Below are 23,309 nucleotides of genomic sequence, written 5' to 3' on the forward strand. Positions count from 1 at the left end.
GCGGCTTTGAGTGTGACAGAGATTTAAACGCTGCGATTAACTTGAAACAAGAAGCGGTCAGATTGACCGTGTTAGCCTGTGGACTAGATAGTGCCGACACTTCTAGGTGGTCAGTGAGCGCAGTGGTCAGTGAGCCTGTCGAACTGTCGAACTGAAGAAGCAGGAAGAAAAAGCTGGCTATTGTTAGCATTAGTTAGCTTTTTTGTATCGGATGCCTATGAGTATTTGATTGGGCAGTTTGCCAGTGGTGCAGGTAAAAAAGCAGGGGAGTTTTACACACCGCAGCAGGTTTCTAAGGTATTGGCGAAGATTGTGACAACGGGGAAAAAGCGGCTGAAGTCTGTTTATGACCCCACCTGTGGATCGGGTTCGTTGTTGTTGCGGCGCGGGAGGTGGAATCAGTCGGGGATTTTTACGGACAAGAAATGAACCGCACGACCTACAACCTGGCGCGGATGAATATGATTTTGCATGGGGTGCATTATCGGAATTTTGATCTTAGGCAAGAGGATACGCTAGAGAACCCCCAGCATGAGGGGATGCGGTTTGAGGCGGTAGTGGCAAATCCGCCGTTTTCGGCGCAGTGAAACGCGAATAAGCTGTTTGAATCAGATGATCGCTTTAGTCAATATGGGAAGTTAGCTCCGGCTTCTAAAGCAGATTTTGCCTTTGTACAACACATGATTCATCATCTGGATGAAAACGGCATTATGGCGGTGGTGTTGCCCCACGGGGTTTTGTTTCGAGGAGGTGCGGAGGGGCATATTCGCCAGTATCTAATCAAGGAGCGAAATTGGTTAGATGCGGTGATTGGGTTGCCAGCGAATATTTTTATGGAACGAGTATCCCGACTTGTATTTTGGTGTTTAAGAAGTGTCGGGAATCTCCAGAAGATGTTTTGTTTATTGATGCCAGTGCCTATTTTGAGAAGGCGAAGAATCAGAACTATTTGCGGGATGAGGATGTTGAAAAAATTGTTTCCACTTATCGCCAAAGGATAGAGGAGGAGAAGTATAGCTATCGCGCCCCGTTAGCAGAGATTGCCGAGAATGATTTTAATTTAAATATTCCGCGTTATGTGGATACGTTTGAGGAGGAGGAGGAGATTGATCTGGCTGCTGTAGCAGCGGAGTTGAGGCAGTGCGATCGCGATATGGTAGCGATCGATGAAACGATTAAGGAGTTTTGTGATGAGTTGGGGATTGATGCGCCGTTATGAGTAAGAAATTAAAGAAAAAAGTCCCTGAGCTAAGATTCCCTGGGTTTGATGGCAATTGGGACACAGATAGAATTGATAATTTTTTAGTTCGCCATGTAGATCCTGTTGATGTAGACCTTGAAACAAACTACAAACAGATTGGAATACGATCACATGGAAAAGGGATCTTTCATAAAGAAGCTGTAACTGGCAGAGAATTAGGAAATAAAAGAGTTTATTGGGTTCATCCAAACGCATTTGTTGTCAATATTGTTTTTGCTTGGGAGCAAGCTGTCGCTCTGACAAGTAGTGATGAAGATGGGTTTATTGCTTCTCATCGTTTTTTGATGTTTTTACCTAAACAAAATACGGCTAGTCTTGAATTTGTAATACTTTTCTTTTTAAGAGAACGTGGAAAATACTTACTTGAATTAGCATCTCCAGGGGGAGCAGGAAGAAATAAGACACTAGGACAGCAAAATTTTGCCGAGTTAGAAATTACTCTTCCAAAGATCGCCGAACAAGAAAAGATTGCTAATTTCCTGGGGGCAGTTGATCGCCGTCTAACCCAACTCCGCCGCAAGCAGGAACTCTTGCAGAGCTATAAACGTGGAGTAATGCAGAAAATCTTTTCTCAAGAGATTCGGTTTAAGCGGGATGATGGGAAAGCATTTCCCGATTGGCAAAAAAAGAAGCTTAGTCAAATATTTGAAAGAATCACGAGAAAAAACAAAGAAAATAATTTAAATACTCTTACTATCTCTGCACAACATGGATTAATTAATCAGAGAGATTTCTTCAATAAATCTGTTTCGGCTGACGACTTGACTGGATACTATCTTTTGAAACGTGGTGATTTTGCATATAACAAAAGTTATTCTAATGGCTATCCTATGGGAGCAATTAAACGACTCAAATTTTACGAAAAAGGAGTTGTGTCTACTCTTTATATTTGTTTTTCAACTAAAAATGAAGTTGAGGCTCAATTCTACGAGCAATACTTTGAGGGGGGCTTTCTAAATCATGAACTTAGTAAAATTGCTCAAGAAGGCGCACGTAATCATGGCTTACTAAATATGAGTGTTGTTGAATTCTTCCGAGATATTACTCTTGATTGTCCAAATACTGAAGAACAAGAAAAAATAGCCAATTTCCTAACCTCAATTGATCGCAAAATCGAAACCCTCACCCGCCAAATCGACCAAACCGAACAATTCAAAAAAGGCTTATTGCAAAAAATGTTTGTGTAGTAGAGGTATTATGGAAAGTTTAGAATCTTTAGTAAAGAGACATTTCAAAGAATTCCCTGATTTTCAATATTATGGAGCATTTGCCGAATTTATTAGCACAATTGAAAGCTATCATCAAGATTTACATACAGGAATAAGTCTAGACTGTTGCAATTCACTTCTCCAAAGTATTTGTAAGACAATTATTACTCAAATTGATCCACGTGTAGAAATTGGGACGTTAGATAGAGGAAATTCTAGTACAACTAATAGCCTTGTTTCTAAAGCTGCCAAACTACTTCAAAAAAATGACGATATATATGAAAAGGGGTTTATCAGTGAAATTGCAAAATTAGGAAGATGTATCGCTGATTTAAGAAATGCTAGAGGTGATGTGTCACATGGGCGACGAATTCCAAAAGAACTTGTTAATGATCAAGATTTATCTCGGCTCATAAGGGAGACTACCGAAAGCTTATCCCGTTATCTAATCTCCTCATTTTTTAGTTTTGCACTAGAAAAGAAGTCAAAAGAAGATTTTGAAATTGAAGAAGATGTAATTAGATATGAAGATAACCCAGAATTTAATGATCTCCTCGACGAAGAATATCCCTTAGACGGAAAACTACTTTATAGCCAAGCATTGTATAGCCTGTATTATGAAGATTATGATATCCGGCTACAAACCTTCCTTGATGAATAGGCATTGTTAGACGAAGAATAGAAATCTGAAGCACAACTAGAACAAAAGCTGATCGAGCAAACCGAACAATTTAAAAAAGGCTTACTCCAAAAACTGTTTGTGTGGATTGTTAAAATTAAATCAACTAACCCAGAGCCAAACTTACCCCAAGCAACTGCAAACCGTAGGAGGTAACGAACCATGATCGCAGCCAAAGACAACGCCCCCCACCTCACCCCAGAAGAGTATTTCACTTGGGAAGAACAGCAACTAGAAAAACACGAACTGATCGACGGTCAAGTTTACGCCATGACTGGCGGTAGCGTTAATCATAGCCGCATTGCAATTCGATTTACGACTATGGTTGATACCCATTTAGACGCTAGTAGTTGCATAACAGGTAACTCTGACCTGAGAGTTAATATTGTTGGCACAAATAACTACACCTATCCCGATGTCAGCGTCACCTGCGATGATCGCGATAAAACCACGACCCAACATATTACCTACCCCTGCTTAATCGTTGAAGTTCTCTCAAAAACTACCGAAGCCTACGATCGCGGTGGCAAATTCAGAATGTATCAAAATAACCCCGTCTTAAAAGATTACCTCTTGGTTAGTTCCACTGCAATCGAAATAGATTTGTATCACAAAAATGATGCAGGACAATGGATGATTATTAACTATGGAGAAGGTGACACCATTGAACTAAAAAGCATCAATCTCAGCTTCCCCATTGAACAAGTTTATCGGGGTCTAAACCTTACCCCAGAATCTTAATCAATTCGATCATTTCAGACAATCGATCATCATGCCCCAATCTGAACCAGAACTCGAACAAAACCTGATCAAACGTCTAACGGGGCTAGGCTACGAACCCGTCAACATTAGCAAGGCCGAAGACCTAAAAGCCAACCTCAAAGCCCAACTGGAAAAACATAACGGTATCACCCTCAGCGACACAGAGTTTAAAAGCATTCTCAACCACCTTGATAAAGGTAACATCTTTGACCGCGCCAAACGTCTGCGAGACAAAATGGAACTTAGCCGCGACGATGGCACAAACTTTTACCTAGAATTCCTCAATACCGAACACTGGTGTCAAAATCAATATCAAGTCACCAACCAGCTCACCCAGCAAGGCAATTACAAAAATCGCTACGATGTAACCCTGCTGATTAACGGCTTACCCCTCGTCCAAATTGAACTCAAACGCCGAGGGCTAGAACTCAAGGAAGCTTTCAATCAAATCAACCGCTACCAACGCCATTCCTACGGCGCAGAAAATGGACTCTTCCAATACGTCCAAATTTTCGTTATCTCCAACGGTGTTAATACCCGCTACTACGCCAACAATCGCAAACAAGAATTTAAGCAAACCTTCTACTGGGCAGAGCAAGAAAACAACCTCATAACCCAACTAGAAGAATTTGCCGATCGCTTTTTGGAAAAATGCCACGTCTCCAAAATGATCTGTAAATACATCGTCCTGCACGAATCCGACAAAGTGCTGATGGTGTTGCGTCCCTATCAATACTACGCAGTAGAAGCCATTATCGAGCGAGTCAAGGATACCAATAAAAATGGCTATATCTGGCATACCACTGGATCAGGTAAAACCCTCACCAGCTTTAAAGCTGCCCAAATCCTCACCCAACTCCCCAAAGTACATAAAGTGCTGTTTGTGGTTGATCGCGCTGACCTTGACTACCAAAGCAGCAGAGAATTTAATTATTTCAGCTCCGACTGCGTAGATACCACTGACAATACTCGACAACTGGTTGAACAAATGGCTGGGGATAGTTGCCTGATCGTCACCACGATTCAGAAACTCAACCGAGCGATCAAATCCCAACGTCATGAAGCCGCAATGGAGAGCTTGAAAGATCAGCGTATTGTGTTTATCTTTGATGAATGCCACCGTTCTCAATTTGGCGAAACCCATAAAAATATCGTCAAATTCTTTACCAAAGCCCAAATGTTTGGCTTTACTGGTACTCCCATCTTTGCCGATAACGCTGCCAGTAATCAACACGGTAAACGCACCACTAAAGACCTATTCCAAGAATGTCTGCATAAATATGTAATCACCAATGCGATCGCTGATGAAAACGTTCTTAAATTTTCCGTCGAGTATTGGGGTAAAATCAAACGCAAAGACGGCACACTGATCACAGAGCCAAAATTAGACCGAGAATTCTTTGAAAATCCCGACCGATGTGCAGATAAGATACGACCCGTTTAATATTGGTATCGCTTACGCCTTTGTTCGAGGACAGTGGGTAGAGTGTATATCTCAATATTATGCAGAATTCCAAGGTCGTTCAGAAAAAGAATTGAAGTTAGCTAGTGCTGAGTTACGCAAACGCTCCTCAAATCATACACAACAATCTCAAGTTTCGGCTAAGAATCTAGCAGAATTTTTAGCATCCCTAGAAGCACAAGAAGCTCTATTAGAACAGCGTTCTTATGATGCAGAAGTTAAGGAAGTCTTCCGAGTAATTGAAGGTGGAAAAGCGACAACCAGCCGCAACGAACAACCAAAAGTTATTCAAGTTCCTTTTGGCAATACCGATTCTCAAGCGGATGAAGATGAAGCACTTATCCCCTCAACACTTGTAGTTTACGAGGAATTTTAATTATGACAAAACCTACTGGATTTCTGCTTGAACTCCTCACGCGACCTGCTCCAGAAAGGCTGGCATACTTTGAGAATTACACCGTAGCACATCCTCGACTGAAAGACGGTAGGAGATAACGGTGAGAAAAAGCTGGAAACCAAGTTCTATAGCGAACTGCTTGCAGCAGCGCTTCGCTATCGCATTCAGCAGTTACTTGAAGATGTGCTTCAAAAGAATGAACAACCACTACCTATGACAGAAGTAGCAAAACGTCTAGGGCATCCTAAGCGAATTCTTTACAGGCATTTCCCAGAGCTATGCCGAGCAATTTCAGCCCAATACGTTAAGTATATGAAAGAATCTCGCATCCAACGAATCGAACAGTGTTGCGAGGAGGTAAAACAAGCTGTTAGGCAATTTCACGCTGAAGGCATTTATCCTAGTGAAACAGCTATTTCAAGGCTATTGGCTAAACCAGGATGTTTTCGTGACAAAGAGGTTCGCGCTGCTTTAAAAACAGCGAGAAAAGAAATTGGTTTGGAACCATAACTTTGCCACCTTTTAGTGGAAGCATAAGCTTGCAGTTGCGGCAAACTTATGGGTAAAGTCACATTGCATCAGCTAATTTTTTTTGATTTTTTGATGGGGGTGGGGGGACTTGAACCCCCACGACCGTTTAAGGTCAACGGATTTTCATTCTTCCGCAGCTTTCACTGCTGCCTTGTTACTTGAGCAACTTTAGGCTTTAAGAATTGGACTCTCCCTTTACCCTCGGCTTTACGTTAGGGTAGCTCCCGTCGAGTCTCTGCACCTTCCCCGAATTTTGGATTTAGAATTTTAGATTTAACTCCAAAAATAAAATCTCAATTATCAATTTTCTGGGCTTGGCTCAGGATTGCCATATCTGTAAACAGATTTAGGTTTCCCTGAATTTGAGAGCTTCCACTTGAAAGATTTCTCGATCAAGGCTCAGTTTTCTAAGTCCGTAGCGTCTACCATTCCGCCACACCCCCAAGGGTTTCTGAATCTGGAGGTAAAAAAACCTCCTCATCTATTCCACCATCAATTGCGTCTTTTGTGCAAGTAGTTTTAAAATTTTTCTTTTCAAATACTACTTTTTTTATTTAGCACCTAAATTAACTACTCATGTTATGAGTTTTTTAACTTAGCTACTTTAGCCGCGTTTGATAGCGAAATCACATTATATCATAATCTTAGCTGTTTTTTCCAATTATGACAAGTAGTTGGAAAATTTATTTGCTTTCCTGGCAAAACCCAAGAATGATACTTCCCTTGGTTCAGCCATTCAGCATATCATGAGGAATGGACGCACCAAATAGTCTCATATAATCCGACAAAGAATTATGGTTGTAGCGCTACTGTATCTGATTTTGGCCGGAGCTTATCTTCTGGTAGTACCAATGGTTGTAATGCTTTATCTAAAGCTGCGTTGGTACACAGCAAGCTCTGTAGAGCGTGGGTTCATGTACTTTTTAGTGTTCTTCTTCTTTCCGGGTTTGTTGCTGCTCTCCCCGATTGTGAATTTACGACCCCGGCGCAGACAAATTGTTTAATTTAGATTGGTAGGTCATCACTCTCATGCGACGCATTGATGCAATCGGAATTGGCTTGGGTGTTTTTGTGGCTGGTGGCTTGGCTTATGCAGGATTACAGCTAGTCGGTTTAGACGGTCAGAATGCTGGTATTTGGAGCCAATTCTTACTGGTTGTTGGCTTGATAGGCTGGTTAGCCACCTATCTTTTCCGAGCAGGTAGTAAAAAAATGACCTACCATCAACAGCGGGAAGAATATGAAAAAAATTTCCTGCAAAAGCGACTAGATGAATTGACTCCTGAAGAATTAGCAAAAATTCAAGCTGAAATAGAATTAGGTGACAGGTGACAGGGAAGATGGGAAGATGGGGAGACGCTCCAGATGGGGAGACGTTCCAGATGGGGTGATGGGGAGAGTATTTATCTTTCTTCTTCCTGCTCCCTGCTCCCTGCCCCCTGCCTATTTATTCCCTATTCCCTTCTTCTGACCAATGACTGCAATTTCTCATTGTTTTGAAACCCTGAAACGGAATCAAGAGTGCGCTCTGATTCCGTTTATTACTGCCGGTGATCCAGATTTAGAAACTACTGCTAAGGCTTTGCAAGTTCTAGATCGCTCTGGAGCGGATATTATTGAGTTAGGTGTTCCCTATTCTGACCCTTTGGCAGATGGTCCTGTGATTCAAGCAGCAGCTACCCGTGCTTTGGAACGGGGAACTACTTTGGATCAGGTGCTGGAAATGCTAAAAGCAACTACTCCCAGTTTAAAAGCACCAATTATTTTATTTACCTATTACAACCCAATTTTACATCGAGGAATTGAAAAGTTTCTCCAGCAAATTAAGGCGGCTGGTGTAGCGGGTTTAGTAGTTCCTGATTTACCTTTAGAAGAGGCAGGAGGGTTGTTGCAACCAGCGAGTGAGGTGGGAATAGATTTAACTCTGTTAGTGGCTCCTACAAGTTCTGCCCAGAGGATTGAAGCGATCGCTCGTGCTTCTCAAGGATTTATCTATTTGGTCAGTGTGACTGGGGTAACAGGAATGCGATCGCAAATGGAAAGCCGAGTTTCCGATTTACTTACACAAATTCGCAGCTTTACAGATAAACCTATTGGCGTAGGCTTTGGTATTTCTGACATAGAACAAGCGCGTCAAGTCCAGGAATGGGGCGCTGATGCAGCAATTGTCGGTAGTGCTATTGTCAAGCGGTTAGCAGATGGGACACCGGAAGAGGGACTCAGTGCGATCGCTCAATTTTGCCAAAATCTGAAGACAGCTATCAAAACGGCCTCTTGATGATTTGCGGAAAGTAGATTAAAAAGTATAACAGGGTAGTTTTTTTATCATCCATTAGTGGACAATTTGACTGATATAGTCTTGAATGTTAACAGCACATACCAGGTTTAAAAAAATTACCTGATAAATTTGCTTATAGTTTGAGTCTTATATAAGTTGAAGTAGGCAATCAATTATGAGTGTGAGAGTGAGTCAGTCAAAGTTAAGTTATGCTGCCGTCGTGGTTAAGGGGTAAAAGCGATGAGTGAAAGTATGGCATTTATCGGCGGAGTTGCTGTAGCTGGTCTGGCGGCTCTCCTATTACTAAAAGGAACAAATACCCCTATACAATCTAACTTCGCTGCTGCCCCACAAATGCCCACCACGTTTGTAGCGCCCCAGCTAATGCAGCAACCTGTGCAATATCCTCCTTACGGGCAACCAGTATATCCCAATCAACAACCAGTAGCTCCCAATTCTGACCAGCGTCTGGAAATGGAAAAGCTGAATATGCAGATGGAAAAGTTGAAAAGCGACAACCAACAGTTAGTGTTGCAAAACCAACAACTTCAGCTGCAAGCCCAAAATTTAACCCAGAAGCAGTGGGAATCAGCCCAACAGTTCAATCAACAAAAAGTAGCTGCACTACCACCTGAACAAAATCCTTGGTGGTCTTCACCCATAGTTTGGGCAGTTGGTGGGGCGACACTAACTATTGGTGGTGGCGTTGTGGTTGCTGGTGTCCTGGCTTTGTTTTCTCCAAAACAGCATCGTCCTACCCGCACTGTGCAGGTAATTCACCCCTACAACGGACCTACACCACCCTTAGCGACTGTTCGACGGGCTGAATTTTTACCTTCCACCCGCACAGAAGCTAGACGAATGGAAACGGCAGAATACGACGAACTGCACTAAAAAATTCAAAATTCAAAACTGAATGTTGCATTTTATAACCATCAGCTAAAAGCGGGTTTAGACAAAATATTTGTAGATAGTAGATATTTTGTCAACCCGCCCATATTTTTGTGTTTTTAAATTTGTCGAAGCTGTACTAGTGTAGGCTGGCAGAAATAACTGACCATTAAAAATTCCTAAAAAGCTTGTGTAATCTGCTTTTTTAATTTTTAATTTGTAATTTTTAATTTTGCCCTGCGGTGGTTGGTGTGTCAGTCTTAGCTGGTTCTTCTGGGGAAGTAGTTTGATTACTTTGGTTATTTTTATTGGGAAGAGCCTGTTTAGCGACATTTTCTGCGGCTTGTTTAAACATTGGTTCTAATTTATCTTGCCAGTATTTAATATTGGGTAACTTTTCTGGATGATCTCGATAAGCTAGAACTTTATCCCATTGGCCGTTATCAATAGCTTGATTAATTTCATTAGCTAGTGCTTCTGCTTTTGCCCAATCTTGTTGCCATTGATTAATTGTCTGGACTGTTTCTTTGATTCCTGAAGCAGCATTAGCAGGAATTGATCTGAGTATAGCGATCGCACCGGGCAAATCTCCTGACTCAAACTTCTGTCTGGCTTTTTCGACAATTTTCTCCTTATCCGCACTAGCACGGGCTGTTTCCGGTTCAGAAGTTGATTGTTCTGATGTTTCCGGCTCAGGAGTAACTACAGGAATAGGTTTTGGTTGAGCTTTGGGAATTGGTCGAGATGCAATTAAGGGACTATCTTCCACAGTTTGAATAGAAATCCCTTGATCCCGTACGCAAGCAATCCATTGTTCTTCATTGGTGATCACATCCGAGTGCGCCCAAGCCAAACGTCCAGATTTGAGCTTAACTTGTATCCAACCTCGTTTTGTCCGCTTACCAGTCACATCAAACCCACTGTTCTCACCCACAGTTTTCAAAATATTATCAGAATTAATTGCACTCGGTTCAGAACGGATATTAGAATTAGCCGCCACCATAGCCGAGCAGTTTTTAGCTGATGTGCTGTTGTTCCCTGTCCAATTAGCAGCTACATTTTTCACATTGGGATATAAATTTGTGACCAAAGCAGCTGCACCACCTGCCAATAAAATGCCAATCAATAAAGGTAATGGATCTGGTTGGCTAGAAGAGTCTTTATGAACAGGTTTACTAGCCACTGGATTAGCGGGAGCAATAGCCACTGTATGCTGCTGTGAAAATACTTGCGACAGAGGTTTGGGAGGTTGGTAGCTAATTTGTTTGGGAGACTCTGAATGTATGGAAGATACAGAAGTCAGATTTAGCAACTCTCTACAGGCTTGCAGTGCTTCCGTAGCAGTTTGGTAGCGGTCTTTGAAGTGATAACGCACCATCTTACTGAGGATTTCTGCCAAGCGGTAATTAACAGGAATAAAATGTTGCCAGAGAATTTCACCTGTATTCGGATCTTCTTGTAATTGCTTGGCTGGGACTCCTGTTAATGCTTGAATAGCAATAATACCAAGGGAATAAATATCACTATTGGGACGGGGTTTACCTTGTCCTTGTTCAGTAGGCATATAGCCCGGTGTACCAATAGCTACTGTAGCGGTGAGTTGTCCCCCAGCGGTAACTAATGGAGAGCTTAATTGTTTGACTGCCCCAAAATCTACTAAAACTAATCTATAGTCAGCAGCGCGACGGATGATATTATCTGGCTTGATGTCGCGGTGAATTACACCTTCTTGATGGACAAATTCCAAAATACCCAAAACTTCTAGCAACAGTTGCATAACCTGGGTTTCACTCCAAGGTTGGCCGGGTATGAGTTCCTCATTCAGGGTATGTCCGTCAATATATTCTTGAACTAAGAAAAATTCTTGGTTTTCGTCAAAATAAGCCAGCAGTCGGGGTATTTGGTCATGATTACCCAGCTTTTCTAAAGTTTCGGCTTCGTTGTTGAATAGCCGTTTAGCAGTTTCAAAAATTTTGGGGTCAGTGCTGTTAGGTTTGAGGTGTTTGACAACGCAGATGGGATGACCAGGCCGCCTTGTATCTTGGGCAATATAGGTTTGACCAAATCCTCCCGTTGCCAAAATGCGTATGACTTGGTAGCGATGGTCTAATAATTTGCCTATCATATTCCCTCCCCAGTTTTAACACCTAATTTTCCAGATGGTAGTCAATATCTCCAAATTTTCTTCCAGGAAATCCGCTATCTTGAGAAAAGATTTAGACTAACAACACACTTTTTGAAGAAAACCTACAAATTTTTACTTTTTGTTTAGTATCTCTATTAATTAGCAATGCCACCTAAGATAACAAACTCCACTACATGGCAGCAAGCTGAACTCCTCATGCAACCTGCTTTTATTCGCATTGTCGATAATATTCGCAAGCATCTGGATACCTCTTCCTGGAAAGGAACTTACCATGATGTGCTGATTTGGCCATCTAACATTACTGATGAAACGAAAGCTTTGGTAAATCAGTTGTTGACAGCTATGGAAACTGCTACACCGGAACAGGCAGAGGAAATTAAGGAGACTCTTGCTCGTTTGCCTATGCCCCATCCAGGATACCATCTGCGCTTGCAACGTCAAGAGCAGCAAATTAATGTAGATTTGTGGAATATTTGTTACCAAGTATGTTTTTTAAATTACGGTTGTGAAAATTCCGCAGTCGATATTGACACTAGTTTAATCGATGAGTCGGGGGAAGTGGATTGGCAGAATTTGGAAAATAAGACGAAGGAGTTAGTTAAGCAGGTATTTGATAGTTTACCAGAGGGATGAAGCTTGGGGGGTGTGGTGTTGCGGGGGGTGTCTGGGATGATACAGGATTTTTGGTGATGGTAAAAATAGAGTCAGCAGAATAGAATTCACTGACTCTACAAAGTAGATCATAATTTTTTGGGATGAATTTAGGCAGCAAAATCTTCAAGCTGGCTTTCTCTCATGCTGATTTTATCGCCATGTTTGCTTAAATCTGTTTGTTTTGACTGTGCTTTTAGTTTGGCCAAAAATCCTTCCAGTCCAGGAATTTCTAATTGGTGGAATGTATTTTGATTTTCTGGACTCAGAACCCATATATCTTCAACGGCTTTTAGAGTAGTTAGGGTAGTTTCTATGCTTGTTTCATTCTCAGCCAGAAATTTTTCCATCCCTGGTATTACTAATTGAACAAATCTAGAATTATCTTTCATGGGTTTACTTAAACGGTACTATACATATCATGCTCATTACGCATATACGCAGGTCAAGGGACACCCTTAAACAAAATTTGAGTACGCGGAATACGCAAGTTTGACTAAATGCAGTATTGTAAAACCTTTGAATAGGAAGCAGTTTGAGGAAATTTACCCTTAAACTAAATAACAGTACGCACAATACGCACAATACGCTGATGGGGTAAATGCGGTTATAAAACCTATGAATAAGCAACAGTTTCAGGAAATTCTAGAAAAGTTCAAAAAAGCACCCAAGAAAACTGAAGTTTTACAGTTAGTACTGAATGGACGTACTAATGCTGAAATTGCTCAGTTAAAGGGAGGTCATAAAGGAACTGTACGCAAGCAAATTTCTAATATATATAAAGACTTTGGTATTGAAAGTGAATTTCCAGGAGATAAAGATCAGAGAGATAAGTTAAAGGCTTTATTTTGCCAGTACAAACCTGAGTGGGTAAGTAATGATTTTTCTATCTCTACAAATGAGCAGATAAACCAGTTAGAAAATATAAATAATAATGTAATTTCATTAGTTCCATCAGATGGGGAATTAGTTGCAGAAGTTGAAGAAGATTTGATGTCTTTAGCTATCAGTATATTGGAACATATTGGGTTTGATGAACTATTTAACATGAAAAAAGGATTGGATGTTGTAGGTTATAGGTTAAAAAGTCCTAAAACAGCAGATAAACGCTATCAAATATTTATTGAATATTATTCAAAGTTGGGATTACGTGTTTCTATTAATAAAGATATTTTAGAACCATATTTACTTAATTTGAAATATTGGTTATACATAGATGAAAGTTGGGGTGAGAAGATAGCAGCACAACTTTTGATCATACCTCGTAGAGAAAAATTATTCTTAGCTGCACTTGATCCTAAATACTGGAATATATTTGAAGTGGAAGCAAAAACAGTAGGTGATGTTTATTTAAATGATAAGGAAAATCCAGAGTATTATGATCAGACAACAGGCAAAATTACTCAAAAATGTCTCGATGGATTTAGTAAACAAAAGCTAAGTGACCGCGAAAGCTACTTGGTTATTCATGAGAATCAAGAATTTAACTTTAACTATACCTGGAAAATGCTTATAAATTCAAAAGAAGTATTAAAAGATTTTCTTGCTTATTTTGGTAAAATTTTAATGGAAATACAATGGGATGAAACATCTGATAATGATGATGAAAATTTCTAAAAAATCCGAATAAAAGCATTTACAAGATTCACAAAAGTAAAAACTTTGTTTCATAACTAACTGTTTTAGCGTTTGTATTTATATTCCCACTTGATTACAGATAAACAAATTCCCCTTTCTACCCTTGAAATTTAAAAATAAAAACTACTTTTTGTAAACCAAATATTTTGACTCTGTGAAGTTTGTCAGTAAATAGGCTGATTGACTTGACACAGATGATTACAGTAGTAAAATTTCTAAATTAAACAGAAATCAAGGTAGCAAAAGCCGTTCTAGTGTAAAGTACTACTAGTATAAGTATTAGTACTAGACATCTATCCGAGAAAACCATTCTGGGTTAGGATGATAAACTGACAATGCCTTGATTAAATTATCGATATTGAGTTCTTGAGATTTTATGGACAAATGTCCACCAGATGGCAGTAGCAACCTCCTCTAAGCTGGCGAGTTAGTCTCCCAGCGTGGGGGAGACTATAGGAGGTATTTATAATGCTGACACAAGACGTTCGCAATTCCTTAGACATTGCTGACTTAAACCAATTGAAATGTGATTTAAACTGCTTACAACCTGTGGATGTAGGGGAATACATCTCACAATTACCTGAACAACAGCGAGCGATCGCATTTCGGTTACTCAACAAAGATCAAGCAATAGATGTATTTGAATATCTACCTACAGAAGTACAAGAAGAACTAATTAATTCCCTCCATGATGTCCAAGTGGTACATCTGGTAGAAGAAATGAGTCCTGATGAAAGAGCAGAATTATTTGATGAACTACCAGCAGGAGTAGTTAAACGGCTATTACAACAACTCAGTCCAGAACAAAGACAAGCCACAGCCACAATTCTCGGCTATGCAGAAGGGACTGCTGGGCGGGTAATGACAACTGAATATGTGCGGTTGCGACGAGGATTAACTGTTGGTGAAGCCTTAAGTAAAATCCGCCTTCAAGACGAAGATAAGGAAACAATTTATTACGCCTACGTCACAGATGATAACCGTACTTTAGTCAGTGTCGTTTCTCTGCGTCAGCTGTTATTTACTTTTCCCGATGTCTTAATTAAAGATATTGCTAGTTCCCACGTTGTCAAAGTCAGAACAGAAACCTCACAGGAAGAAGTCGCCCGCATTATGCAGCGTTATGACTTAATCGCTATGCCTGTAGTTGACAGGGAAGATAGATTAGTAGGTATTATTACGATTGATGATGTCGTCGATATTTTAGAAGAAGAAGCCACAGAAGATATCCAAAAATTGGCAGGGGTAAGTGGTGATGAAGAAGCTTTATCTCCCGCACACATCACGATTCGTAAACGTTTACCTTGGTTATTGGGGATTATGGGATTGTATATTGGTGCTGCCAGTGCGATCGCTCCCTTTCAACAAGTCATCGCTGCTGTACCAGTTCTCGCTGTGATCATGCCCATATTTTCTAACACAGGCGGAACTGTAGGTATACAAGCCCTCACAGTTACCATTCGCGGTTTAGGTGTAGGTGAAGTCACACCCGAAGATACTCCAAAAATTCTCCGCAAAGAACTTTTAGCCGGTTTAGGAACTGCGATCGCTTTGGGGATGACAATGATTTTCCTTTCCTTGATTTGGGCTAAACCCGAAGAACGATGGGTAGCTTTGATTGCAGGGGTAGTTATGGCCACAAATACAATGGTGGCTGTTACTCTGGGAACTTTGCTACCAATGGGTTTAAGGCATCTCAAACTAGATCCAGCTTTAATGAGTGGTCCGTTAGTGACAACACTCTTGGATACAATTGGCTTTTTAACTTTCCTCAGTATGATTTCTATTGCTTTAAAGGTATTTCATTTACAGTCTTGAAATATCCAATGTTACAGCTTGCTAATTTTTAGACTAGCAATTACCCATAGTGATTGTGTTCGAGCCTGATCACAAATAAACTGACAGTTACAGCAGAAACTGACAAGATTTTTCGGATTTGCCAATGGCTGAAGCATCCAGCTTTTAAAAGTAAGCAAATTCATCTTAATCGTCTAGCCTGATGGGTAGCAGTATGCTGTAACACCAATCCAATCACCTTCTTGAGCTTCGCCTATCCAGCAGTAATTTGTACCTAAAAAAATATATTCTCTCAAATTTCTTAAATGTAGTCGTAGAATTTCATCAACCTGCGGAAACCTAGTACCGCGAAATCTTCGAGTAGCAATAATACCTATGGAATATAGCAATTTTTTAAAGAGCAACTCTTTGGTTTCTGCCACTTCGCAAATATAGTCATTGAATATGTAAAAGGGATTAGGAGCGAATGATTTCTCACCTCGTATAGAGGCAAGGTAATGAAAACGGCATGATTGATATAATATTTCCATAAATCCTGGTATTTCTTGCAAAAACTTATGTGATGTTTCTCTAAATAAATTGTTGCTTTTTGGTAAAAACTCTTCATCACTGCTTGATAGAAAATCCCAATGATACTTGTTAGCTATACCAATCCAATACCCATCCATTGTTCTTCCTATATAGCACGCTCCTGCAGGGCGATAGCTCCCTTCAATATGATTATTGTCATAATGAAGAAGAGTTTTATCAATTGTTATTTCATATATCTGTAAATCTGACAAATTAGATAATAAAGAATCGAAAAATTGTAGATAAATTTGATATAATCCTAAAATACATCTTTCTTCATCTAATATAACAGTTCGATAATTTGATTCTGCTTTCACTAAATACTCACATCTTGTATATATCCCCTCCATCCAATCTACTTCTATCGGTAACAATTTAAACATATTTTCTAGACTTAATTCACCCTTATAAGTTAACTCCCAAATACGAGTTCCCACTGAAGAGTCTCCTGCACATGAGTAGTTTAAATTCTCAGTAGCTATTTTGAGTTGAGCAATAATATTTGCGCTATTTGTCTTCATAGTTAATTCAATATTTAGGAGCTTTAACCTCTTTTAGGTGAGTGTAGTACCTATTTCCTTACTAGCAACTTAAGGTTATTTAAATTATTTAACAATACCTTGTTGGCGATACCAATCAACTACATCATATAGGGTTTCTTTTAAAGGACGGAAATTTACACCTAGTTCTTTAATCGCTTTGGTTGATGACAATTCTATCTTGTCGTGCATAATTTTAATTCCTTCTAGAGGAATTACTGATTTCGTCCCTGTGAATTTGGCGTAATTATCAGAAAACCAAGCTAAAATCACTGTCAATTTATAGGGAAGTCGCAGTTTAGGCGCAGGAACACCGCTAATTTTGGCGAGAGTTTGGAAAATATTTTCTAAAGTAGAATATTTGCCAGCGACAATATAGCGCTCACCACTTTTACCCTTTTCTACTGCATTAATCATTGCCTGTGCAACATCACGGGCATCAACTATACAAGCACCACCGTCAATAATCCCCGGAATTTTTCGTTTCATATAATCCTGCACTAACTGACCGCTGTTTGTCGGTGCAGTGTCTCTGGGAGCAAACATCCAACCTGGTAAAATTAAAACAACTGGTAATGAATGCTGTTGTAAAAATTTATAAATTTCCTCTTCAGCTAACACTTTGCTTTTAAAATAAAGATTGGTCATGGCTAGGGAATTATTTGGTGTATTTTCATCACCTGGAACACCAGGAGATTTCATTCCCAATGGACCTGAAGAACTCACATATATAACTTTTTTAATACCATGATTTTCAGCAGCATTCAATAACTTAATCGTCCCTTTGACATTGATATCTTTAAGTATTTGCCAGTGATTACCAGGTTGATAGTATTCTCGAAAATAAGCGGCTGTGTGAAATAAAATATCACATCCTGATAATTTTGATGCAAAGCTATCAACATCGAGCATATCACCTCGAATTAACTCGATATCTAAGCCATGAAAAAGTTTCGCTGCTTTTTCTGGAGAACGAACTAAAGCTTTTACTGTATAGCCTTGTTCAACTAATAAGCGCACCAAATTATTACCCAGTAATCCAGTGCTACCCGTTACAAATACTTTCATATTTTCCTTTTTGTTATTTTCAATGATGTGGACTGGTAATACCGTTTCACTTGAAGATTGATACAAATGGACAGACGCACAGACGCTCTTATGCGGAGATTCATTTGTAACTTTAATTAAGTGAATTGATATAAGATATTCATCCCACAAGAGTTAAATAGAGTTAAGTTGGATATTTTTTTATAGGGAAATCCCTAATAATCAAAATCCACAACCAGAGGAATACGACTGCAAACTTTGTTACAGTGTGGTAATTCCATCCCTAATATATCTTTAAGATATATCTCTAGTAAAGATAATGTCAAGAGAAAATAAAAGTAAATACGCGATTCTAGGAATCTTAAGTTTTGGGCCCTTGTCGGGTTATGACATCAAAAAAAAGATTGAACTTAGCACCAGCAACTTTTGGAGTGAGAGTTACGGACAGATTTATCCTATTCTTAAACGTTTTGTTGCGGAAGGCTTGGCGACTCAATCTATACAAGCGCAAGTTGGTAAACCAGATCGTCACATTTATCAACTTACAGAAAAAGGTATTGAAGAATTGCAACGTTGGTTAATAGAACCTATTGAACCGCAGGTAGACAGAATTGAAATTTTGTTAAAATTGTTTTTTGGTAGGCAAATGAGCCTAGCTGATAACATTCGTCATGTAGAAAAATTCCGAGAATTGCAACAGCAACTACTAAAAAAGTATGTCGGGATTACTGAAGACGTGAAAGCAAAGGAAACAGAGAATCCGAATCTTCCTTATTGGTTGATAACTGCTAGTTATAAGCTGTATGTAACTCAGGCACTCATTAGTTGGTGTGATGAAACATTAGTTAAACTGAATCAGATGGCACAAAAAAAGTGCTAGAACACAGGTGTTATCATTGGCACAACATATACAAATTCACAAGCTGTAGAGAAACACTCAGTATAAAGCTCTACAATGTCAACAAATAGTTATTTATGCCTACGACTACCTGGAACCGTCATCACATTCTTTCTCTCGCTGACTTCACTAGTGCTGAATATAATGCGGTTTTGCAAACTGCGGCCTCGTTTCAAGAGGTACTATCACGACGCACAAAGAAAGTCCCAACTTTACAGGGACAGGTGGTAGCAAATTTATTTTTTGAACCCTCTACCCGGACTCGTAGCAGTTTTGAAATTGCGGCCAAAAGACTAAGTGCAGATACGTTGAATTTTGCTGCGGCTACATCTTCAATGACAAAGGGAGAGACAATTCTGGATACAGCCAAGACTTATTTGGCAATGGGAACTGATATTATGGTGATCCGCCATAAGGATGCAGGAGTTCCCCAAGCGATCGCACAAGAAATGGATCGTTTAGGTGTAAAAGTGAGTGTTCTCAATGCTGGTGATGGACAACATGAACATCCATCTCAAGGATTACTTGATTTATTTACTATTTCTAGCTTAATTGACCCTGCCCAACCCCGCATCGAATTATTAGCGGGTAAAAAAATTGCTATTGTTGGGGATATTCTTCATTCTCGTGTAGCCCGTTCTAACATTTGGAGTTTAATTGCCAGTGGTGCAGAAGTACATTTAGCAGCACCTCCCACATTATTACCTAAATTCTTTGCTGAATATTTAGGAGCCACAGAAAATTCTCAACGGTTATTTACCCATTGGCAACTAGAACCAGCTTTGGAAAATGCCGATTTTGTCATGACACTGCGTTTACAAAAAGAACGCATGACAGCCCATTTATTACCAAGTTTAAGAGAATATCATCAACTATTTGGCATTACTCGCGCCAAGTTAAAACTCTGTAAACCTAACGTTAAAGTTTTGCATCCAGGGCCAGTTAACCGGGGTGTAGAAATTAGTTCTGATTTAATGGATGATCCTGAATTTAGTTTAATTCAATCGCAAGTTACCAGCGGTGTAGCGGTGCGGATGGCGTTGTTGTATTTTATCGGTAGTGGTAAGGTTTCAGGAATTTAATAGTTCAAGCCCTTCAGTATTCTGTCCTAACCTATCTAGCAACTGCTAGATGTGGATTTGAGCAAGTTGCTCCCACTCAAAACTCACAGAGAGAAGCATTCCCGTATCCAGGCAAGCTATAATTTTCTTGCGGAGCAACTTTACAAAAATTTATGAGTAATCCTCTTGTGCAAGCCTTTTTTGTAGGCAGAGCAGTAGCTGAAGTGATTAATGAACGGGTAGAGGTCGCTTTGACCGATGCTTTGAGTGAATTGGGAAAATTTGATGCAGAAGCCAGAGAACAGCTGCGCCAGTTTACAGATGAAGTCATAGCACGAGCTAATCGGGCGGCTGAAGCGGCGCAAACTGGTACAACCACAGGTACTACTCCCACTGGTTCAGGTTCAGGTGACTTGCAAGCAGATATCGATGAATTACGGGCAGAAATTGCCTTGTTGCGAACTGAAGTGCAAAAATATCGCACCAGTTCAAAATAGGGGGTAATTGGGAAAAAGGTAATTGGTAAGAATTTTTTCTAGTACACAACGGGGTAAGTCAACGATTAAAAATTTCCCAAAAAGCAGATGACACCAGCTTTTTTAATTTTTAATTTTTAATTCCGAGAAAGCGGTACTAGTCCCTAATCTCCAATCACCAGTCCCCAGTTAACCCAAATTGGCTTTTGCTCAAAGTTGATAAAAAGAGTTTAAAATTCAGAGTGTCTTTTTTTACGGGAGATTCGGTTAAAACCCAACGGTACGCGAAAAATAATATGGAACAAGGTTACTCAGATAAGGCATACCGTTGGAATCGTGAAAGCTATTCTAGCAAAAGGCGCTTTATAGACATTTGGTCTTTTGTATTGACCTTGATGTTTAAACTTTGGCGCTTTAACAAAGCTTGGAGTTACCCTGGTGGTGTGACTGAGTTGAAGCAAACTGCTAGACGCAAAGCGCAAGCCATCTGGATTAGAAATACGTTTTTGGACTTAGGTCCGACTTTTATTAAAGTAGGGCAATTGTTTTCTACCCGCGCGGATATCTTCCCTGGTGAATACGTGGAAGAACTATCTAAGCTACAAGATAGAGTACCAGCATTCAGCTATGAGCAAGTAGAAGCGATTATTGAGCAAGAAGTTGGTAAAAAAATTCCCGAACTCTTCCAGAGTTTTGAACCTATTCCCCTAGCTGCTGCTAGTTTGGGGCAAGTTCACAAGGCTGTGTTACATACTGGGGAATCAGTTGTTGTCAAGGTGCAGCGTCCTGGACTGAAGAAGTTGTTTGAAATCGATTTGCAAATTCTTAAGGGTATTGCTCGTTATTTTCAAGGCCATCCCAAATGGGGACGAGGACGAGATTGGATGGGCATTTATGAAGAATGTTGTCGCATTCTTTGGGAAGAAATCGATTATCTCAATGAAGGTCGCAATGCTGATACTTTTCGCCGTAACTTTCGCGCTTATGACTGGGTGAAGGTTCCACGCGTTTACTGGCGTTATACCACCTCTAGAATCATTACTTTGGAGTATGTTCCGGGAATTAAAGTTAGCCAATATGAAGCTTTAGAGGCTGCGGGTGTAGATAGAAAAGCGATCGCTCGTTATGGCGCTCAAGCTTACTTACACCAGCTACTTAATAATGGTTTCTTCCACGCCGATCCTCACCCTGGTAATCTAGCAGTTAGCCCTGATGGGGCTTTGATTTTCTATGATTTCGGGATGATGGGGCGGATTAAATCCAATGTCCGCGAAGGACTAATGGAAACGCTGTTTGGTATCGCACAAAAAGATGGCGATCGTGTGGTTCAGTCTCTCATAGATTTGGGTGCGATCGCACCAACAGACGATATGGGGCCTGTACGACGTTCTGTCCAGTATATGCTGGACAATTTCATGGATAAGCCCTTTGAAAACCAATCAGTTGCAGCTATTAGTGAAGACCTTTACCAAATAGCTTACGATCAACCATTTAGATTTCCTGCAACTTTTACCTTTGTGATGCGGGCTTTTTCTACCCTAGAGGGGGTAGGCAAGGGGCTAGATCCAGAATTTAATTTTATGGAAGTTGCCCAGCCCTACGCAATGCAGCTGATTACCGACAACAATAGCTCAGAGGGGAATAGTTTCTTGAATGAATTAAGTCGTCAAGCAGTGCAAGTCAGTAGTACCGCCTTAGGATTACCACGAAGATTAGAGGATACACTAGATAAACTAGAACGTGGAGATATCCGCGTGCGGGTTCGCTCTGTAGAAACAGAACGATTGCTACGCAGGCAGAGTAACATTCAACTAGGAACAAGCTACGCTCTAATAATCAGTGGATTTACACTTTCCGCTACGATTCTATTAGTGAATCATGAACTATGGTTGGCAATTCTGGCTGGTTTGATAGCAGCAGCAGTCTCAGTCATACTAATTCGTTTGCTTTTACGCCTCGACCGTTATGATCGTATGTATTAATTGTTTCCAAAAAAATTTATGAAACTTAACTTTACCGGTTGTACCGATCCGGGACTTATTCGTTCTAATAATCAAGATGCTTACCACATAGACCCAGAAGGGCGATTTTTCATAGTTGCTGATGGTATGGGTGGTCATGCAGGAGGTGAAGAAGCTAGTCGCATTGCTACCCAAGAAATTCAGAATTATTTGGCAGCAAATTGGCAATCTTCCCAATCTGCACAAGAATTATTAGAGCAAGCTTTGTTGGCAGCTAATGCAGCTATTTTGCAGGATCAGCAAAATCACCCGGAACGGTCTGACATGGGGACAACGGCTGTAGTCGTACTTTTTCGTTCACCAGAACCGCCTCTGTGCGCCCACATTGGCGATTCACGACTATACCGATTTCGTGACTCCCAACTGGATCAAATTACAGAAGACCATACTTGGATAGCCAGAGCAATCAAAATTGGTGATCTCTCTGTCGATGAAGCTAGGTTGCATCCCTATCGCCATGTTTTATCCCGCTGTTTGGGACGTGAAGACGTGCATCATGTTGATGTGCAACCACTAGAACTACAAGTTGGCGATCGCTTGTTGCTATGTAGTGATGGACTCACTGAGGAACTCGTTGACCAAAAGATTTCTAGCTATCTCCAAGATAAACCAAGGCTAGACAAAGTAGCCTTCTCTTTAGTTGAAGCGGCTAAAGAAGAAGGTGGTCACGACAACATTACCGTCGTCCTTGTCGCTGTAGAGGAAAATTCTTAATTTCATGGTTGACATACTCACCGGCGTGAACGCACGGGGATTCTTCACGCTTCATTGACAAATACCACCGAAGTGGTTTTACTCCATCTCGACGTGCATTTATAGTCGTGGCAATGCCCTATCCCGACTCTGTTTATATTTTTTGCAGCATTCTCGTCTCGGTCGTGTTCAGTTCCACAATTTAAACACTGAACTGACCGAATTTTTAAATCAAGTTTGCCCCATTTGTAACCACACTCAGAACAAACCTGGCTAGTGGGTTCCCATCGGCTTATAACGTGA

Annotated in this window: 26 protein-coding genes and 1 pseudogene; 20 read left to right on the forward strand and 7 right to left on the reverse strand. The window is 40.3% G+C overall.

Annotated features, from left to right (window positions below):
• Positions 1-129 precede the first annotated feature (129 nt).
• The 7 genes and pseudogenes from H6G68_RS27420 (at position 130) to H6G68_RS24660 (ending at position 5,748) form a co-directional block, all read left to right on the forward strand.
• Positions 130-429 (forward strand): N-6 DNA methylase, encoded by a 300-nt coding sequence (locus H6G68_RS27420; protein ID WP_242045383.1) that lies wholly within the window; start codon positions 130-132, stop codon positions 427-429.
• Positions 430-461: 32 nt separating this feature from the next.
• Positions 462-1,219, forward strand: a pseudogene (locus tag H6G68_RS27725) (N-6 DNA methylase).
• Positions 1,216-2,448, forward strand: coding sequence for a restriction endonuclease subunit S (locus H6G68_RS24640; RefSeq protein ID WP_190909004.1), 1,233 nt, complete (start codon positions 1,216-1,218; stop codon positions 2,446-2,448). Before H6G68_RS27725 ends, H6G68_RS24640 begins: the two are co-directional and overlap by 4 nt.
• A 10-nt stretch (positions 2,449-2,458) precedes the next feature.
• Complete coding sequence (locus H6G68_RS24645; RefSeq protein ID WP_190909005.1) at positions 2,459-3,130, forward strand: abortive infection family protein; 672 nt, start codon at positions 2,459-2,461, stop codon at positions 3,128-3,130.
• Between the two features lie 180 nt (positions 3,131-3,310).
• A complete protein-coding gene (locus H6G68_RS24650; protein WP_190909006.1) occupies positions 3,311-3,889 on the forward strand; it encodes a Uma2 family endonuclease in 579 nt (192 codons plus the stop codon).
• Positions 3,890-3,920: 31 nt separating this feature from the next.
• Positions 3,921-5,354, forward strand: a complete 1,434-nt coding sequence (locus tag H6G68_RS24655; protein ID WP_199332714.1) for a type I restriction endonuclease subunit R — start codon at positions 3,921-3,923, stop codon at positions 5,352-5,354.
• Positions 5,311-5,748, forward strand: a complete 438-nt coding sequence (locus H6G68_RS24660) for a hypothetical protein (protein WP_190909007.1) — start codon at positions 5,311-5,313, stop codon at positions 5,746-5,748. The genes H6G68_RS24655 and H6G68_RS24660 overlap by 44 nt, the downstream gene beginning before the upstream one ends.
• A 76-nt stretch (positions 5,749-5,824) precedes the next feature.
• Here H6G68_RS24660 and H6G68_RS24665 read toward each other — a convergent pair whose 3' ends face one another.
• On the reverse strand, positions 5,825-5,977 hold the full coding sequence (locus H6G68_RS24665; protein ID WP_190909008.1) for a hypothetical protein: 153 nt from the start codon (positions 5,975-5,977) through the stop codon (positions 5,825-5,827).
• Positions 5,978-5,982: 5 nt separating this feature from the next.
• Between H6G68_RS24665 and H6G68_RS24670 the strand changes: the two genes are divergently transcribed.
• From H6G68_RS24670 to H6G68_RS24690, 5 genes are all read left to right on the forward strand, one after another.
• Positions 5,983-6,279, forward strand: a complete 297-nt coding sequence (locus tag H6G68_RS24670) for a hypothetical protein (RefSeq protein WP_190909009.1) — start codon at positions 5,983-5,985, stop codon at positions 6,277-6,279.
• 815 nt (positions 6,280-7,094) lie between these two features.
• Complete coding sequence (gene ndhL / locus H6G68_RS24675; protein WP_083389684.1) at positions 7,095-7,304, forward strand: NAD(P)H-quinone oxidoreductase subunit L; 210 nt, start codon at positions 7,095-7,097, stop codon at positions 7,302-7,304.
• Positions 7,305-7,329: 25 nt separating this feature from the next.
• Positions 7,330-7,632 carry a DUF3007 family protein gene (locus H6G68_RS24680; protein ID WP_190909010.1) on the forward strand — a complete coding sequence of 101 codons (303 nt, stop codon included), beginning with the start codon at positions 7,330-7,332 and terminating at the stop codon, positions 7,630-7,632.
• Between the two features lie 142 nt (positions 7,633-7,774).
• The gene (gene trpA / locus H6G68_RS24685; RefSeq protein WP_190909011.1) at positions 7,775-8,578 is read left to right on the forward strand and encodes a tryptophan synthase subunit alpha; all 804 of its coding nucleotides are present in this window, start codon (positions 7,775-7,777) and stop codon (positions 8,576-8,578) included.
• A 240-nt stretch (positions 8,579-8,818) separates the two neighbouring features.
• Positions 8,819-9,472 (forward strand): heterocyst differentiation related protein, encoded by a 654-nt coding sequence (locus H6G68_RS24690; RefSeq protein ID WP_190648330.1) that lies wholly within the window; start codon positions 8,819-8,821, stop codon positions 9,470-9,472.
• Between the two features lie 223 nt (positions 9,473-9,695).
• Here H6G68_RS24690 and H6G68_RS24695 read toward each other — a convergent pair whose 3' ends face one another.
• Positions 9,696-11,594 (reverse strand): serine/threonine protein kinase, encoded by a 1,899-nt coding sequence (locus H6G68_RS24695; protein WP_190909012.1) that lies wholly within the window; start codon positions 11,592-11,594, stop codon positions 9,696-9,698.
• 165 nt (positions 11,595-11,759) lie between these two features.
• Between H6G68_RS24695 and H6G68_RS24700 the strand changes: the two genes are divergently transcribed.
• Positions 11,760-12,248, forward strand: a complete 489-nt coding sequence (locus H6G68_RS24700; RefSeq protein WP_190909013.1) for a hypothetical protein — start codon at positions 11,760-11,762, stop codon at positions 12,246-12,248.
• Positions 12,249-12,376: 128 nt separating this feature from the next.
• Here the strand turns inward: H6G68_RS24700 and H6G68_RS24705 are convergent, their stop codons facing one another.
• Positions 12,377-12,658, reverse strand: coding sequence for a hypothetical protein (locus H6G68_RS24705; RefSeq protein WP_190909014.1), 282 nt, complete (start codon positions 12,656-12,658; stop codon positions 12,377-12,379).
• A gap of 226 nt (positions 12,659-12,884) precedes the next feature.
• Here H6G68_RS24705 and H6G68_RS24710 point away from each other — a divergent pair, with 226 nt between their 5' ends.
• Positions 12,885-13,883 (forward strand): helix-turn-helix domain-containing protein, encoded by a 999-nt coding sequence (locus H6G68_RS24710; RefSeq protein WP_190909015.1) that lies wholly within the window; start codon positions 12,885-12,887, stop codon positions 13,881-13,883.
• Between the two features lie 306 nt (positions 13,884-14,189).
• Here the strand turns inward: H6G68_RS24710 and H6G68_RS27730 are convergent, their stop codons facing one another.
• Positions 14,190-14,312, reverse strand: a complete 123-nt coding sequence (locus tag H6G68_RS27730; protein WP_277925558.1) for a hypothetical protein — start codon at positions 14,310-14,312, stop codon at positions 14,190-14,192.
• A 60-nt stretch (positions 14,313-14,372) separates the two neighbouring features.
• On the opposite strand from H6G68_RS27730, the gene mgtE reads away from it, so the two are divergent.
• Positions 14,373-15,722, forward strand: a complete 1,350-nt coding sequence (mgtE, locus tag H6G68_RS24715; protein WP_190909016.1) for a magnesium transporter — start codon at positions 14,373-14,375, stop codon at positions 15,720-15,722.
• Positions 15,723-15,895: 173 nt separating this feature from the next.
• Here mgtE and H6G68_RS24720 read toward each other — a convergent pair whose 3' ends face one another.
• Positions 15,896-16,792 (reverse strand): hypothetical protein, encoded by an 897-nt coding sequence (locus tag H6G68_RS24720; protein WP_190909017.1) that lies wholly within the window; start codon positions 16,790-16,792, stop codon positions 15,896-15,898.
• Between the two features lie 84 nt (positions 16,793-16,876).
• Positions 16,877-17,878 carry an SDR family oxidoreductase gene (locus H6G68_RS24725; RefSeq protein WP_190909018.1) on the reverse strand — a complete coding sequence of 334 codons (1,002 nt, stop codon included), beginning with the start codon at positions 17,876-17,878 and terminating at the stop codon, positions 16,877-16,879.
• A 298-nt stretch (positions 17,879-18,176) separates the two neighbouring features.
• Between H6G68_RS24725 and H6G68_RS24730 the strand changes: the two genes are divergently transcribed.
• The 5 genes from H6G68_RS24730 (at position 18,177) to H6G68_RS24750 (ending at position 23,027) form a co-directional block, all read left to right on the forward strand.
• Positions 18,177-18,737, forward strand: a complete 561-nt coding sequence (locus H6G68_RS24730; RefSeq protein WP_190909019.1) for a PadR family transcriptional regulator — start codon at positions 18,177-18,179, stop codon at positions 18,735-18,737.
• Between the two features lie 95 nt (positions 18,738-18,832).
• A complete protein-coding gene (locus tag H6G68_RS24735) occupies positions 18,833-19,837 on the forward strand; it encodes an aspartate carbamoyltransferase catalytic subunit (protein WP_190909020.1) in 1,005 nt (334 codons plus the stop codon).
• 152 nt (positions 19,838-19,989) lie between these two features.
• Complete coding sequence (locus H6G68_RS24740; protein WP_127052448.1) at positions 19,990-20,313, forward strand: DUF6825 family protein; 324 nt, start codon at positions 19,990-19,992, stop codon at positions 20,311-20,313.
• Between the two features lie 275 nt (positions 20,314-20,588).
• Complete coding sequence (locus tag H6G68_RS24745) at positions 20,589-22,274, forward strand: ABC1 kinase family protein (protein WP_190909021.1); 1,686 nt, start codon at positions 20,589-20,591, stop codon at positions 22,272-22,274.
• 18 nt (positions 22,275-22,292) lie between these two features.
• Entirely contained in the window at positions 22,293-23,027 is a 735-nt protein-coding gene (locus H6G68_RS24750) for a Stp1/IreP family PP2C-type Ser/Thr phosphatase (protein ID WP_190909022.1), read from the forward strand.
• 44 nt (positions 23,028-23,071) lie between these two features.
• Here H6G68_RS24750 and H6G68_RS24755 read toward each other — a convergent pair.
• Positions 23,072-23,309, reverse strand: a 238-nt coding sequence (locus H6G68_RS24755) for a zinc ribbon domain-containing protein (protein WP_190909023.1), incomplete at its 5' end; no start/stop codon positions are given.

Origin of the sequence: Anabaena catenula FACHB-362, from assembly GCF_014698735.1 — a bacterium.
In the GTDB taxonomy this organism is placed as follows: Bacteria; Cyanobacteriota; Cyanobacteriia; order Cyanobacteriales; family Nostocaceae; genus Anabaena; species Anabaena variabilis_A.

Coding starts and splice junctions, on each gene's coding strand:
- H6G68_RS24640 (WP_190909004.1), top strand. CDS start 1,216: ATGAGTAAGAAATTAAAGAAAAAAGTCCCTGAGCTAAGATTCCCTGGG.
- H6G68_RS24645 (WP_190909005.1), top strand. CDS start 2,459: ATGGAAAGTTTAGAATCTTTAGTAAAGAGACATTTCAAAGAATTCCCT.
- H6G68_RS24650 (WP_190909006.1), top strand. CDS start 3,311: ATGATCGCAGCCAAAGACAACGCCCCCCACCTCACCCCAGAAGAGTAT.
- H6G68_RS24655 (WP_199332714.1), top strand. CDS start 3,921: ATGCCCCAATCTGAACCAGAACTCGAACAAAACCTGATCAAACGTCTA.
- H6G68_RS24670 (WP_190909009.1), top strand. CDS start 5,983: ATGACAGAAGTAGCAAAACGTCTAGGGCATCCTAAGCGAATTCTTTAC.
- ndhL (WP_083389684.1), top strand. CDS start 7,095: ATGGTTGTAGCGCTACTGTATCTGATTTTGGCCGGAGCTTATCTTCTG.
- H6G68_RS24680 (WP_190909010.1), top strand. CDS start 7,330: ATGCGACGCATTGATGCAATCGGAATTGGCTTGGGTGTTTTTGTGGCT.
- trpA (WP_190909011.1), top strand. CDS start 7,775: ATGACTGCAATTTCTCATTGTTTTGAAACCCTGAAACGGAATCAAGAG.
- H6G68_RS24690 (WP_190648330.1), top strand. CDS start 8,819: ATGAGTGAAAGTATGGCATTTATCGGCGGAGTTGCTGTAGCTGGTCTG.
- H6G68_RS24695 (WP_190909012.1), bottom strand. CDS start 11,594: ATGATAGGCAAATTATTAGACCATCGCTACCAAGTCATACGCATTTTG.
- H6G68_RS24700 (WP_190909013.1), top strand. CDS start 11,760: ATGCCACCTAAGATAACAAACTCCACTACATGGCAGCAAGCTGAACTC.
- H6G68_RS24705 (WP_190909014.1), bottom strand. CDS start 12,658: ATGAAAGATAATTCTAGATTTGTTCAATTAGTAATACCAGGGATGGAA.
- H6G68_RS24710 (WP_190909015.1), top strand. CDS start 12,885: ATGAATAAGCAACAGTTTCAGGAAATTCTAGAAAAGTTCAAAAAAGCA.
- mgtE (WP_190909016.1), top strand. CDS start 14,373: ATGCTGACACAAGACGTTCGCAATTCCTTAGACATTGCTGACTTAAAC.
- H6G68_RS24720 (WP_190909017.1), bottom strand. CDS start 16,792: ATGAAGACAAATAGCGCAAATATTATTGCTCAACTCAAAATAGCTACT.
- H6G68_RS24725 (WP_190909018.1), bottom strand. CDS start 17,878: ATGAAAGTATTTGTAACGGGTAGCACTGGATTACTGGGTAATAATTTG.
- H6G68_RS24730 (WP_190909019.1), top strand. CDS start 18,177: ATGTCAAGAGAAAATAAAAGTAAATACGCGATTCTAGGAATCTTAAGT.
- H6G68_RS24735 (WP_190909020.1), top strand. CDS start 18,833: ATGCCTACGACTACCTGGAACCGTCATCACATTCTTTCTCTCGCTGAC.
- H6G68_RS24740 (WP_127052448.1), top strand. CDS start 19,990: ATGAGTAATCCTCTTGTGCAAGCCTTTTTTGTAGGCAGAGCAGTAGCT.
- H6G68_RS24745 (WP_190909021.1), top strand. CDS start 20,589: ATGGAACAAGGTTACTCAGATAAGGCATACCGTTGGAATCGTGAAAGC.
- H6G68_RS24750 (WP_190909022.1), top strand. CDS start 22,293: ATGAAACTTAACTTTACCGGTTGTACCGATCCGGGACTTATTCGTTCT.